11 protein-coding genes and 1 tRNA gene are annotated in these 14,352 nt (G+C 39.1%); 7 read left to right on the top strand and 5 right to left on the bottom strand.

Going from position 1 to position 14,352, the window contains the following annotated elements:
• Window positions 1-91 precede the first annotated feature (91 nt).
• The 5 genes from RI561_RS03205 (at window position 92) to RI561_RS03185 (ending at window position 5,457) form a co-directional block, all read left to right on the top strand.
• A complete protein-coding gene (locus RI561_RS03205; protein ID WP_395078782.1) occupies window positions 92-745 on the top strand; it encodes a protein-L-isoaspartate(D-aspartate) O-methyltransferase in 654 nt (217 codons plus the stop codon).
• The gene (locus RI561_RS03200; RefSeq protein WP_395078781.1) at window positions 745-1,875 is read left to right on the top strand and encodes a DUF368 domain-containing protein; all 1,131 of its coding nucleotides are present in this window, start codon (window positions 745-747) and stop codon (window positions 1,873-1,875) included. Before RI561_RS03205 ends, RI561_RS03200 begins: the two co-directional genes overlap by 1 nt.
• A 117-nt stretch (window positions 1,876-1,992) precedes the next feature.
• Window positions 1,993-2,976: a universal stress protein gene (locus tag RI561_RS03195; RefSeq protein WP_395078780.1), complete on the top strand. Its 984-nt coding sequence runs from the start codon at window positions 1,993-1,995 to the stop codon at window positions 2,974-2,976.
• Between the two features lie 139 nt (window positions 2,977-3,115).
• Window positions 3,116-4,078 (top strand): universal stress protein, encoded by a 963-nt coding sequence (locus RI561_RS03190; RefSeq protein WP_395078779.1) that lies wholly within the window; start codon window positions 3,116-3,118, stop codon window positions 4,076-4,078.
• Between the two features lie 164 nt (window positions 4,079-4,242).
• On the top strand, window positions 4,243-5,457 hold the full coding sequence (locus RI561_RS03185; RefSeq protein WP_395078778.1) for a 6-bladed beta-propeller: 1,215 nt from the start codon (window positions 4,243-4,245) through the stop codon (window positions 5,455-5,457).
• Between the two features lie 466 nt (window positions 5,458-5,923).
• Here the strand turns inward: RI561_RS03185 and RI561_RS03180 are convergent, their stop codons facing one another.
• The 4 genes from RI561_RS03180 to RI561_RS03165 form a co-directional block, all read right to left on the bottom strand.
• Complete coding sequence (locus RI561_RS03180; protein ID WP_395078777.1) at window positions 5,924-7,231, bottom strand: amidohydrolase family protein; 1,308 nt, start codon at window positions 7,229-7,231, stop codon at window positions 5,924-5,926.
• 8 nt (window positions 7,232-7,239) lie between these two features.
• Window positions 7,240-8,601 carry an amidohydrolase gene (locus RI561_RS03175; RefSeq protein WP_395078776.1) on the bottom strand — a complete coding sequence of 454 codons (1,362 nt, stop codon included), beginning with the start codon at window positions 8,599-8,601 and terminating at the stop codon, window positions 7,240-7,242.
• 17 nt (window positions 8,602-8,618) lie between these two features.
• Complete coding sequence (locus RI561_RS03170) at window positions 8,619-10,295, bottom strand: amidohydrolase family protein (protein ID WP_395078775.1); 1,677 nt, start codon at window positions 10,293-10,295, stop codon at window positions 8,619-8,621.
• 362 nt (window positions 10,296-10,657) lie between these two features.
• Window positions 10,658-11,131, bottom strand: coding sequence for a hypothetical protein (locus tag RI561_RS03165; RefSeq protein ID WP_395078774.1), 474 nt, complete (start codon window positions 11,129-11,131; stop codon window positions 10,658-10,660).
• A 213-nt stretch (window positions 11,132-11,344) separates the two neighbouring features.
• Here RI561_RS03165 and RI561_RS03160 point away from each other — a divergent pair, with 213 nt between their 5' ends.
• Window positions 11,345-13,087 (top strand): restriction endonuclease, encoded by a 1,743-nt coding sequence (locus tag RI561_RS03160; protein WP_395078773.1) that lies wholly within the window; start codon window positions 11,345-11,347, stop codon window positions 13,085-13,087.
• Between the two features lie 36 nt (window positions 13,088-13,123).
• Entirely contained in the window at window positions 13,124-13,864 is a 741-nt protein-coding gene (locus RI561_RS03155) for a toll/interleukin-1 receptor domain-containing protein (protein ID WP_395078772.1), read from the top strand.
• A 108-nt stretch (window positions 13,865-13,972) separates the two neighbouring features.
• Here the strand turns inward: RI561_RS03155 and RI561_RS03150 are convergent.
• Window positions 13,973-14,049 (bottom strand) — tRNA-Ile (locus tag RI561_RS03150).
• Between the last annotated feature and the right edge of the window lie 303 nt (window positions 14,050-14,352).

Genomic DNA, 14,352 nt, shown 5'->3' with positions numbered 1-14,352 from the left:
AACTATAATTCAACCCAAAATTATAAACTCATTTTTTAAGTGAAATGCCTATACTTGTTTTAACAAAACAAAGAATTAAAGAAATACTGGTTTGCAAGAAGATCGCAGATTTGTCCGTCCCAGAAAGCAGTTGGTAGAGCTTCTACGTAAGAAAGGCATTGAAGACGAACGGGTTCTCAGAGCCATCGGCAAGATTCCCCGTCACAAACTTATTGATACCGCCTTGTACCCCAGGGCTTACAAAGATACCGCTCTGCCAATAGGAATGGGACAAACTATATCTCAGCCCTTTACAGTAGCTGCACAAACCGAATTATTGGCTGTTGAACAAGGCGATAAAATACTTGAAATAGGAACCGGTTCGGGATACCAATGTATGATTTTATGTGAACTTGGTGCAGAAGTTTACAGTGTTGAACGCCATAAGGAATTGTACCACCGAGCTAAAGAGTCCCTGCAAGATTTAGGATATAAAGCCATGCTTAAAGTAGGTGATGGCACATTAGGCTGGTCTGCTTACGCTCCATACGATGGAATTGTAGTTACAGCAGGAGCCCCTGTAGTTCCTGATGACCTGGTACAACAGTTGAGTATTGGAGGACGCTTGGTGATTCCGGTAGGTGACGAAAACAGACAAGCAATGCATCGTATTACCAGGGTTTCAGAAAATGAATATGACCGTGAGGAAATGGCCGATTTTAAATTTGTTCCGCTGATTGGTGAAAAAGGGTGGGGAGATAAATAGTGGCTGAAGAGAAGCACCAAGCACCCAAAGATACTACAACCTTCAAAGAAGCTTCCTATTTGGCCTTTAAAGGATTTTTAATGGGATCTGCTGATATCGTGCCGGGCGTAAGCGGCGGGACAATGGCGTTAATTGTTGGAATTTATGAGCGACTTATAAATGCTATAAAAAGTGTGGATGGCTCATTCTTGAAATCTTTTTTTACTTTAAAGTGGAAACAGGCTTTTTCGGGAGTTCACTTTTATTTTCTGCTCGTCCTGTTTGCAGGAATATTTTCGGCACTGGCTTTTTTCACAAAAGTGGTACCACTGCAAGTATATATGTTTACCCATCCTGAATTAGTGTACGGGTTATTTTTTGGGCTGATTGTAGGGTCGGTTTATATTCTTGTTAAAGCATTAGAGCGGTTCACAAAAACAGAAGTGTTGATGGTGATTCTTGGTGTGGCTGTGGGACTTTGGGTAGTCTCATTGGTGCCAACCGATACTTCTGAGCATCCGGCCTTTGTATTCCTAAGCGGCAGTATTGCTATTTGTGCAATGATTTTGCCCGGTATTTCAGGATCGTATTTACTGCTCATTATGCGAAAATATGATTACTTACTTTCCCAAATAGGAAAAATCGGTGGAGTAGAGACAGCGGATGGATTTATAGGCTTACTCCCATTTATTGGGGGAGCCATTGTAGGTCTTGCTGTTTTTTCCAGGTTTTTATCCTGGTTGCTTTCGAAATATCACCCACAAACCATTGCGGTATTAATCGGGTTTCTCATCGGTTCTTTATATGTGATTTGGCCGTATCAACACCGGGATTTTGTACAGCAAGTTGAAGTAACTGAAGTTCAATACATGACCCACCCGAAAGTGCAGCAGCTGATGGAGAATCCCCCAAATACCAATTTGCCAGAGTACGAACGACTTGGTGAAGTTTCTAATGCGGAATCCAATTTTGATGAGATGAAGCAGGTTGAAATTGAAACCGTGACAAATAAATTGATTAAATCGGAGCCTTTTATACCGGGATCATATAATTCCAAACCGGATGATAACCCTGATGTTTGGAGTGGAATCATTGGAATTATTGTGGGTTTATTAATGGTGGTAGGATTGGAATATCTGAGAGAAAAGTAATTTCAAGAGTTTTTTCGATGTGGGTAATAATCTTGTATTGTGAGAAGTAAAAGATGGAACATTATCACGCGATAACTTATTTTATATATAGAGTTAACAAATAAAAAAGGAGAACAGATGAATATCGAGAGAATTTTAATTCCTACTGACTTATCAGAAAAATCTAACGCGGCTTTAGCTTCAGCAGATCTGTTCATAGAAATGTTTGATTGTACCGTAGATTTAATGCATGTAATACCGATGTCGAAATATTTGGGAGATAGTTTTGATCAAATCGGGGTACCATTGAACATGAATCAGGATGTATATCCAAAACTGATAGAGAATCAGCGAAAAAAATTAAGTGGTTTCGCTAACGAACATATTGATAAGAAGGAACGAAGAGGGGAGTATATAGTCACCATAGACCGGAAACCATCTGATTCTATTTTGAACCAAATTGAAAAAGGAAATTATGATTTAGTTATAATGAGCGCGAGGGGTGCTCATTTTGCCGATTTCTTTCATGGAAGTGCAACCGATAAAGTAGTGCGAAGGTCTAAGACTCCAATCCTGACGCTTTCGGAAACTATGCTACTCAATAAAATAAACACCATCGTTGTGCCCTGTGATTTTTCAAATAACTCACTGGCTGCCATACCCATGGCTTTTGATATGGCTAAGAAGTTTGGTGCCAAGCTCGAACTTCTCAACGTAATAGAAATGTATGCTCATGATGTACACGGCATAGAAGCTACTACTATCGGGATAGATGAAACAGCTGTATATGGTGGGTTGAAAGGCCGTTTGCGTTCATTTTTTAATGAAAATGAGGAATACAACTTTGAAGTAAAGGACGGCGAAGAAAACTTTACAGATACCATTGTACATAAAAACGGGGAGGAAACTTCTATCGAATTTAAAACTGTGATCAATAAATCCATTGCAGCCCATCACGAAATTGTGGACTATGCCAATGAAAATGCCGACTTGGTTATAATGAGTACACATGGCCGTACAGGCCTTTCCAGAATGCTGTTAGGATCAACAGCTGAGCAAGTGATTCAGCATATAAAAATTCCTCAGATTACCATAAAACCTGATCTGAAAAAGAAATCTTAGTCGAGTTCTTCAAAGGAGAGTAACCATTTGTAGAGCAAGAATAAGAGTAGCTTTAAGAGCGTATAAATTCTGCTATTTCTTCATTCAAACTTCATAGTGATTGTTGATCTTTGGGTAACAATTAAAAACGGAGGTTGTTATGAGAGCCAAGCAAATTTTAGTCCCCACCGACTTTTCAGATGCTTCACTTGAAGCCCTCAAAATGGCTGTAAAATTCGTAAAGCTGTATGGCAGCACCATCGATTTAATCCACGTGATTCCGTTGATGAGTTATTACGATGAGAGTATGCAGCATTTGGGTGTTCCATTTGATATGGAAAAAGACATCTACCCCAAAGTGTTGAAGGAAACAAATCAAAAGCTCCATGATTTAGCGGAAGAGTATATTCCCAAAGAACATCGTGGTCAGCTCATCAATTTGGTAGGCCGTAAAACAGCACAGGTTATTGCAGATCAGGGTAATAAAAGCCAATATGATATGGTGATCATGGCTAATAAAGGAAGCCATGATACCGATGATGTGCGTAGCAATACTACCGAAAAAGTGATTCGCTATTCCGAAAAACCGGTACTCAGTGTAAGTACGGCATTTGATATCGATGATATAAATGAAATACTGATCCCCGTAGATGGTTCCGGCGACTCTGCAGCACCCTTGGCCGAAACATTCAGTTTAGCCTACACCTTTGGCGCCGATATTAAACTCATGCACATCATTGAGCCTTATACATTAGGAATGGAAGTGATGTCGATGACTTTAGAGGATGAAGAAGCTGTTTATGAATCATTGATTGAATCCATTTCTGAATATTTTAAAGAAAATCCGGAGATGGATCTCAGCTTTGAACGAGGAGCAGAAAAATTTGAAGACTTCCTGGTTCACGGAGCTGACAGGTACAGTGAATCGGTGAAGGTTACCAGCATTATAAAGAAAGGATTCTCAGCGCATTCTGAAATCTGTGACTATGCCAATGAAAATAGTGATTTGGTAGTGATGAGTACCCATGGCCGAACAGGAATCGCAAGAGTATTACTCGGTTCAACTACAGCCATTGTAGCTGAGCAACTTGAGAAACCACTCATGACTTTGCGGCCTAAATAAAAAAATCGTCATTAGTAGCTAAAGACGTACAATTTAAACCCATGCAGATTATCCTCAATAGATTTGCATGGGTTTTTTTATGCCTTCTTTTTGTTTTAAGATAAAACTTATATACCATTTCAATCGTCTGTGTAGAAATGATAACGTGAAATAAATGAGCTGGGATGAAAGCAATAGAGAATACGGGACCAAAATTTCAACAAACAATATTTGTACTGCTTGCTTTAGTGATGGTGGGGATGATGAGTGTAAGTTGCTCAAATTCAGAAGCTGATCAGAAATCGGACATTATTAAGGAAGACGGAAAAGTGATAAATCCCGATCGGGGTCTGTGGCAAGATCAACAAGAGTTGCCCGTAGAGTTTGAGCTGGTAGATACGATTGACCTTTCCCAAATTGAAGAGCCGATAATAGGCGGAATAGCCTACCTTAGTTTCGATGATGAGGATAACATGTATTTCTTTGATCGCCGGCAGATGATGATGATATCGTTAGATAAAGAAGGGAATTTAAGATGGGCAAAAGGTCAGGAAGGAAAAGGCCCGGGCGATTTTGAAAACCCCTTTGGGATGGCCATCCACAATGACAAAATTTATATTGCAAATATTCAGGGCTCTCGGCTGGATGAATTTGATCTGGATGGAAACTTTATCAAAACTTACAATATACCCGAAGAAATACAGTTTGCGAGTTTAGTGGGGATAAGGGGAAATGGAGATCTTATGCTGAGTGCACCAAAATGGGGAACGATAGGGGCAGAGATAAATATCCTGGAACTCAGTGACAGCCTGCACCTAAAAACACATTTTACCATCGTAGAAACAGAAGATGAAAAATATGAGCGAGCTTCGTCACGTGGAGATATATCGATGTATGAAGATTATTTCACGTATTCATTTTCAACAAGCAATGGACATCGGTTTTATGATTATGATTCTACTTTGACTAAAGAAGTATCAAGAGCCTTTGATGGTGTTCTTGGTCCCGGGGTATATCAGACTGATAACAGCGTGAGTATATACTCATTGGGCAATGTGGATGCACCGGTATTTTTAGATGGCGGTTATTACCTGGTTAATGTTCGATATCCAACAAACATCGACGACCCAAATGAGTATGCCAAGAAGGCTTCAACAGGGGATACTGAATCTCCGGTGTATGAAGAATTTATAGACTTGTATAACACAGAAGGAGAGCTGTTATATGTATATGATAATACCGAAGAGGTGGAAGCCATAGGAAATCTTTCAGTAAGAGATTCAGAGGGTTATTACTACTCAACCTTCAGTAACGATCTACTCATTAAGAAATATCGGGTAGATGTTAAATATCAAAGTGCAGGAGAAGGGGTAGAAGAACCTCCGGTTACAATGGATTGATATTTGAAAGTGCTTATTTTTGTCAGTTCTATTTGCAAAGTTGTTGCCTAACAGTGAATTCTTTGAAGGTACAGCTTGTCGTTGGTTTATATTCCTTTATTCTTAATAGCCATCCATTTACAATCTTCTTCATTTTGGCTTGATCCGCCGGTAGTCGGACAAGCACCAAAACGAAGCAAAAGGTCAAGGCGGGCGAAAAAAAAGCTAAAGATAACTACATTCCGTTATCTTCTTAAAGCTCGTTTTTCTAAGGCCGAAGTAAATTAAACATTCAATAAAGAAATTGTTTTACTTGAAAAATCTTGGTAATCCCATAATCATTCAAATCTTGGTTCCAAGTGATGAAGTGTTTAGAAGCAAAATGGGCTTAATCTTGACCTATTGTTATAAATCATCTTCATTGCTCCAAATAAAAAAGGCGAACCAACAACCGGCTCGCCTTCGAAATTATTTCTCTTGAAAGGTATTAATTTTCAGTAACGGGATATTTTTGAAGACCGGGTTTTCGATCCAGGAACTCTTCGTAAAGTTCAATCTGTCGGCTCGTCATAGGTACGAGGTAGCCATCTATAAATACATTGAGGATCTGTGTTTTGGTCTCAAATGGGTCGCCGTCAGCCACAAAAAAGTTAGCCTTTTTACCTACTTCAATGGAACCAATGCTATCGCCAACACCCATAATTTCAGCAGCGTTGATGGTGACTGCTTTCAAGGCCTCTTCTTTGCCCATTCCGTAGGTAGCAGCAAATGCAGCGTTATAAGGGAGGTTCCTTGCATTTTCAGTATCACCGGAACGCAGGGCTACTTTAACACCGGCCTTCTGCATGACACCGGGATTTTTATAAGCCGCGTCATAAGCATCCGAACTACGGGTAGGGGTTGATAAAACGGGTCCTGTGATAACAGGAATCCCGGCTTCTGCTAATTCCTCTGCCACTCTCCATCCTTCAGAAACTCCGGTAAACACTACATTCTCATAGCCTCTGTTTTCAACCCATTCGAGGGCGCTAAGGATGTCCTTGGCTGCATTTACTTCGATATACATCAGCATATCTCCTCTGATGGCTGTAGCCAAGGCTTCCATTTCAGGATAATAACGGGTATCGTCTGCATCTTCGATTTCGGCATATAACTCTGCTTTATCGAATACGTCATTGAGTTCTTCCAATGCTTGCTCACGGGCTCGGTCGGCCTGTTCCTGGGTTTGTCTCCAGCTGCGTCTGCTGTTGGGGAAATTTATGATGAGTCCTTTTGAACCTGCATACATCTGGTCGGGAGTATATCCAAACAAATTGATGGTGGCAGCAGTGCCGGGCAGTAGTCCGCCGCCGGGCATGGTAAGGGTAGTGGTTACACCGCTTACCCTGGTTACAGGGATGGCTTCCGAATTGGGGTTTACAGCGGTTAGGGCCTCCATCTGCGGGGTAATATTTCCGTACTCATCATAATCCTGAGATTCTTCAATACTGCCAATTTCCATGAGTCCCAATTGGGTACCGGAGTCGATCATACCGGGGTAAACTTCACCGCCGTTATAATCATAAACTGTGGCATCACTTGGGATATCGATGTTTGTGCCGACGGCTTCAATGATACCTTTGTTAACGAGAATAGTACCGTTTTCAATGATTCCATTGGTAACCGTGTAAATTTTGGCATTGGTAATGGCAAATTTAGCACTGTTTTCCTGTCGGATTTCACTGGTTTGTTGTTGTGCAAATGAAGCCAGTGGAATACATGCAATCAGAATAATAAAGGTTATAAATTTTTTCATGGTCAGTCCTATTTATTTAAAAACTCATAAAGATTAACGAATTCGGCATCCTGCATACACTTATGTTGCTCATCCGCATCAAAGATGTGAATGTCCTCGATGGTGTCTTCAGGATCAACAGCAAGTCGCTGGTCTTTGGCATCATTTTCACGATCAAAATATTTCACTCCATCCACGAATGTCATTACAGGAACAGCATATGAGGATAGCGGATGACCTTCAAAAATTGCGATATCAGCATCTTTTCCTTCCTCAATAGATCCAACACGATCGTCAATACCCAATTGCTTGGCCGGGTTCAGGGTGATAAGTGCAAGTGCTTCTTCGTCACTCAATCCACCATATTTTTGTGATTTAGCTGCTTCATGGTAAAGATGACGAATAAGTTCACCGGAGTCTGAATTAATAGACGTGTTCACTCCGTTTTTAGTGAGAATAGCCGCATTATAGGCGGTAGAGTAGTACACCTCTAATTTATACGCCCACCAGTCAGAAAATACAGAAGCACCGGCGCCAAACTCTGCCAATTCAGGTGCTACCTTATAAGCTTCGTTGGCATGCTGAAAAGTCAGGTTTTCAATTCCGAAATCGCTGAATACATTTAAAAGCATATAAATCTCATCGGCCCGGTAGGAGTGACAGTGAACCAATACTTCACCTTCCAGGATATCGACCAGGGTTTCCATTCTGCGGTCATACTCCGGAGCTACTTTACGGCGACTGTTATCGGCTCGGTAAGCATCCCATTTCTTTTGATAGACCAGGGCTTCATTGAATGAATTTCGGAGCATAGCTTCCACACCCATTCGACTTTGAGGCTGAATACCACGAGCGCGTCCACCACGAGTTGGATTTTCTCCAAGGGCAAACTTTATGGTACGAGGGGCGCCTTCAAACATCATGTCTTGGGGGTCTGTAACTCCATAGCGCAGTTTCAGTGTTTCACTTTCACCGCCAATGACATTTGCAGAACCGTGTAAAAGATGGATGGAAGTAACACCACCGGCTAATGCACGGTAAATAGAAATATCAAGCGGGTTAACTACATCCCCCATTTGCACTTCAGCCGTAACCTGACTGGTGCCTTCATTAATGGAAGTTCCGGCAATGTGGGAATGAGCATCAATGATACCCGGCATCACATATTTACCGGTTGCGTCAATCTCGGTAACCCCGTTTGGAGTTCTGAGTGAAGTACCGATCCGGGAAATTTTTCCGTCTCTGACCAGTACATCTGTGTTTTCAAGGGTTCCATCGGTAATGGTTATTACCGTTGCGTTCTTAATCAATACATCGCCTTTAGAAACCTGTGCCATGGTCACAGTAGTACCAAACAGCAGCAGGGCGAATAAAAAAGTTAGTTTTTTCATATCAAATCTTTTCATTTTTAATTAGGCACTTTAGTTGCTGTAATTGGAATAGACATGTTGAAAGCGGAAACAGAAGCTTCGCCGGAAAATTCGGAGCCTGTTACATCTCCTACTACTACGATTTCAACAGATTGTCCACCGGCATCAAAGCTAAAATCAAAGCTGAGTGTGCCATCCAGGAAAGAAAGGTTATTCATATCCATATCAGGGCCTCCATCGTTGCTGGTCATCAATCCGGTAAGAGAGCCACTTTCATTACTGAAAATCCACTGCCCGGTTTGCTCTCCCTGCGGAGAGGTGAGGGTGTAGTTCCAGGTACCTGTTAAAGCTTCCATTCCTTCATCAGAAACTTCACCTCCGGCGGGCCTTGAGGTGTCATATTCATATTTGTCACCATCCACGAATACATATTTAATTTTTGAATCTTCCTCGAAATATGGAGCGGTAGTTACAATCGCATTTCCAAGTTTACCGGTTTCAAGAGTTCCGGCAATATTTTCGATTCCAAGTAACTTAGCGGCTTCGGTGGTGAGAGCTGCAAGTGCTGCATCTTCACTTAGTCCGGCTGCCACAAGTCTTTCCAGGTTCCCTTTTATAGAATTGGTTGTAGTTCCCATAGTTGAGAATCCATAAGAAATACCGGCTTCATTAAATTCACGGTACTGCGATAAAAACTGATTATAAGCTTCCAGTCTTCGTTGCTCTTGCCGGATTACGTCAGCCGATTTTTCCTCGTCATCTTCAGATGTTTTAGGTTCATCGGGAAGGTCCAAAGACATCAGTACCTTAATGTCAGAATCTCTTAAATCATCCATCAGGAACCAGCCTTCTTCCAAGTCGCTGAGTACGAGGTTGAAATCCAGTTCATCTTTCAATTTCATAGCTCTGCGGGCTTCCAGCATACTATTGGTGTGGTAGAATACCGGTTTGTTTTTATCTATGACCGGATAGAAAGCCTGCAATGCACGGTCTTGTGGGGGGCGCTGTATGCCATCCGGATTGCTTGCATACAATGTTTCATGATCTTTATTGTAAGTAGCCTGGGTGTAGAGGTTTCTCCATTTGGCCATTATACCAAGTGTGTTACCGGGATAAGCACCCGGTGCTCCGGTAAATTGAGTAAACATAGACGCGTCTTGTTTTAGTACAAGATCATAGCTTGTGTCTTTGTCTGACAACAGGATGATGGCACCCGAACCCGGAAGCATTCTTCCATAGGGTACGGTATGTGAAATCGTAAACCCAAGTTTCCGCATGTTTTCAATACTGCTTTCAGCAACATCGAGCTGGCTGATTACACTTTCTTCAGGGGTGATACCTGCGTAATCATTAGGAGGATCGGGAGTGAAGAGATTGTCAGGTCGCTCCATCTGGTCTGGGCGAGTGGCTCCGGTGTTCGACATACCGTCGATGAAACCGGGATAAACGAATAATTCTGTTCCATCAATAACTTCTGCATCAGCAGGGATGGAAACATCGGTTCCAACCGCACTGATAAGTCCGTCTGATATTACGACTGTCCCGCTGTCAACAACCATTCCGGGCCCTTGTATGATGGTAGCACCGGTTATGGCAAAGGTACGTGTTGGGTACGCCTCACCGGTATGATCACTTTGGGCTAAGAGGTTTGTTGAGATAAAGAGAAGGGGAAGTATGAATACCAGTTTGAATACATTGTGTAGGTGTAGCTTCATTCTCATATAGTTAGATTTGTTGTTTTAGGCTAAAAAGTCCTTGTAGACAGATACCATTAAAATACCCGTAAGTTTTTGATACCAGCTAATGTAACAGAAATTTTTTTTATTTATGTGGCTATTACAAAAATTTGCAGAATGGGGTGGGGGTAGTTTTGGCCTACCAACTAATGTAAGTGCCTCGCATGTGTGGTATAGTTTTCAATCAGAGGTCAGTTTTTGAACTATTAATCATCTACGATTCTGTGGGCCTTAGATTGGTGTAGGCACGTTTATTAGTTTTCTTTGGTATGGGAGATTGGAACCCCATATCGAAGTTTAGAGAAAAGAAGGGGTGCTGATTTCAGCATCCCTTTTTCTATTTAATCTAATACAACTGCTAATCCGCTAACTGTAATTGTTTCTTTAGTGACAAGATCACCCGAGAAAGTAGAATTGATGTCCAGATTAAAAATAGCGTTTGCTCCCCATTCAGAAGCTAGTTCATATATACCATCAATAGCCTTTTGTATATCTAAAATTTCAACAGCATAGTATTCCACCTGATTTCCATTGTATACTCTTGTACTTGTAAACTCAGGTTCATCCTCATTTTGAATCCTATTGTGTTCACCAAAGCTAATTTTTTTCACCTCTGGTTGAAGATTCACTTCAATTAATCCTACAGAATTATAGTCCTTCTGAGGTCCTTCGGTAGTTATTAAGAAACCTTGCTCAGCATATGGCCGAAAATCAATCCCATAGTAACTGTACCCTCCATCTGAAGTTATGTTTTCTCTAGTAGTAGAGCATCCGGCAAGCAATAAAAGTATAAGTACCCATCCTAATTTTCTCATGACAAAAATGATATAATTAAATATGAAATAAAGCAGGAAGCCTTTCTCCCCGTATAAATTTCTCTAAAATATAAAGAGTTTCCCCTGATGCAAGTATTAGCATCAGGAATAAAAATATAAAATTATAAGCTAACTTGAATTAAGTTAGCTTATTCTTTAAATAGGACTAATCACTGGGCTTGTTATTAGTCCTATAACTCACCATTGTATTATATGAGTCAGCACGTATTCTTAACTGAGGAAAATAATCAGATATATATAAATGTCTCTGTTCCGGAGATTAATATTCAAGATTTTAAAATTGATTATGGTGGGTATGGTGGTATAAAAAGATTATCAGTGATATTGATTAATACTATTACAAATGAAAGAGAAACGGTTGTTTCAAGAGACCCAGATACATTTCAAAGGAAAGCTAGTCGTAAAGTTGAAAAATGGCTTAAAAAACAAAGAAAAGACAATGGAAAGCTTTTAGCGGAACTTAGAACTAAAGAGGCAGAGCTTGAAAGGGAAAAATTATTCGATCTTTTAAAGTTTATGGTTCAGGAAAATTTGGATATAAGGTCTGAAGTATTTCACAAGAGTGATAAATACGATACAAAAAAACCTCAAAAGCCAAGTATCAAAAGATTAGATGATTTGCCTAATAAACCTTCTAAAAGTTCATTTAGTGTTGACATTAATTTTTTCGATAACATATTTGTCAGCTCTAAAAAAAAGAAGATAAATAGGTATAAAAATGCTTATCGAAATGCTTTACAGGCTTGGGAAAAAGAGAAAAAAGAAATATCAAAACGGAATAAGGAGAAAGAAAAATGGAATAAACAAATACAAAGTAATTGGGAAGAAAGGCTTGAAAAGTGGGAGATAAAAAAGGCTAATTTTTATAAAGAGCAAGAGATTTATAATCAAAAAATAGATAAACTTTTTAATAAAACTTTAGAAAAACCTTCTAATATTGAAGAATATTTTAAACTTACATTATCACGATTAGACGAATTATTGCCAGAGACATTCGATAATGATTTAGAATTAGAATATAGAAACGGGACCCTCATACTCAATTATCTTATACCAAATCAGGAAGACCTTCCAACACTTGAGAAAGTGACATATATCATTAGTAGAGATGATTTTACAGAGAAGTATATAAATAACACAAAGTCTAAAAAATTGTATGAAAGAACAATTTATGGACTAGTGATTTCTGTTATACATTATGTGTTTGAGGTAGACAAAAATAATACTTTGGAAGCTGTTGCAGTAAACGGCATCTCAAAAGAAAGGAATAAGAAGACAGGTAAAAAACAAACAAAGACTGTATTAAGCATTCAAGTAGAAAGAGATGAATTTGAAGAATTAGACCTGCTACATGTTGATCCTAAGGAGTGTTTTAAAGGACTAAAGGGAATTAGTTCTGGGACATTAGTTGACAAAGTTCCAATTAAGCCAATAATGAAAATAAGTAAGGACAATAGCAGATTTATAGAAAATGAAAATGTAATTGACACATTAAATGACACTAATAATCTGGCAGCGATGGATTGGCAAGATTTTGAGCATCTAATACGAGATATTTTCGAAAAAGAATTCAGCAAAAATGGTGGGGAAGTCAATGTCACCCAAAGTTCAAGAGATCAAGGTGTAGATGCTATTGCTTATGATCCTGACCCAATTAAAGGAGGTAAATTAGTAATTCAGGCAAAAAGGTATACAAACACAGTAGGTGTTCAGTACGTAAGAGATTTATATGGTACAGTTATTAATGAGGGGGCAAATCGGGGGATATTAATCACTACCTCAGATTATGGATCAGAGTCACATAATTTTGTAAAGGATAAGCCCTTATCACTTATTAACGGACAAGAACTGCTATACTTGCTTAAAAAGCATGGCTATTCAGCAAAAATAGATATCGCCGAAGCTAAAAAAGTACTTGGATTAGGGGATCAATAAATACTTCATTTTCAACAAATTTATTTAAAATAATATATGTCAACACCCAGAGTTTTTGTTTCATATTCACATGATAATAGCCAGCATAAAAAGTGGGTATTAAATCTTTCCAAAAATTTAATAAAAGATGGGATTGATGTCTTGCTTGATCAGTGGAATCTAGAGGCTGGTCAAGATATCCCTCACTTTATGGAGGAGAGTATATCAATTAGTGATTATGTACTTATGATATGCTCTAAAAACTATGTCAGTAAGGCTAATGAAGGAAGGGGAGGCGTTGGGTATGAGAAAATGATCCTTACATCTGATTATTTGAAAGGAATAGATGAAGGTATAGTTTTACCTATTATTAGAAATAACCCTTCAGATACAGTACCTACATTCGTATCAAGCAAATTTTATTTAAATTTTAACGATGATTCAGACTACGAATTCAATTATGATGAATTGGTGCGAACCATTCATGATTCACCTAGATTAATTAAACCTGAAATTGGAGAAAAACCAACATTATCAAATGATAATGATCTGGACATAGATTTAAAGAAAGAGTCTGGATTAAAAACTGTCATGGAATTAATCTCAGAAATTTACAATGGTACGTCAAACTTACATGTAAGTTTTGATACTCTTCATCGTAATTCGCCTTTTCATAAAATACAACTTGAGTTGATATTAAAAGATGCATATGATTTAGGTTTAATTGATTGGAGCGGGAAAAGAATTAACATAACAGAGGAAGGTAGAATATATATAGTGAATAATAAGCTTATATAAATGCTCTCATGTCAAGCAAAAACAATCGTGATTTTTTTATTCTGTTTGCACCAATCTTTGTACCATGAAATAAAAAAGCCAGTTAAATCAAAGACTTAACTGGCTTAATGGTGGGCCCGGAGGGACTTGAACCCCCGACCAATCGATTATGAGTCGACTGCTCTAACCAACTGAGCTACGGGCCCATTACGTATAAATTTTACTTACTTGGCAACAGTAAGGCGCCAAAGATAAATATCTTATCATTTAGAATCGAATGTTATTGTAGCTTATTTTTTGTTGGCAATTGTATTCTGTTAGATCATGTGTATCAAGCTAATGACATTGAAGCTGTCACTGTTGTGCCATCCCTATGGGATTGAAGCCAAATAAAAATTATTTTCGTGTTTTCGAGCTTTCGTGGCAATTAAATCGTCCATCATTAATCGGTCCATCGTCCATCGCAAATCAATATAAATCGAACTCAGGTTAACAGATTACTATATTAG

This window comes from Gracilimonas sp. (genome assembly GCF_031581265.1).
Lineage (GTDB): Bacteria > Bacteroidota > Rhodothermia > Balneolales > Balneolaceae > Gracilimonas.
This window is presented reverse-complemented; position numbering and strand designations above follow the sequence as displayed.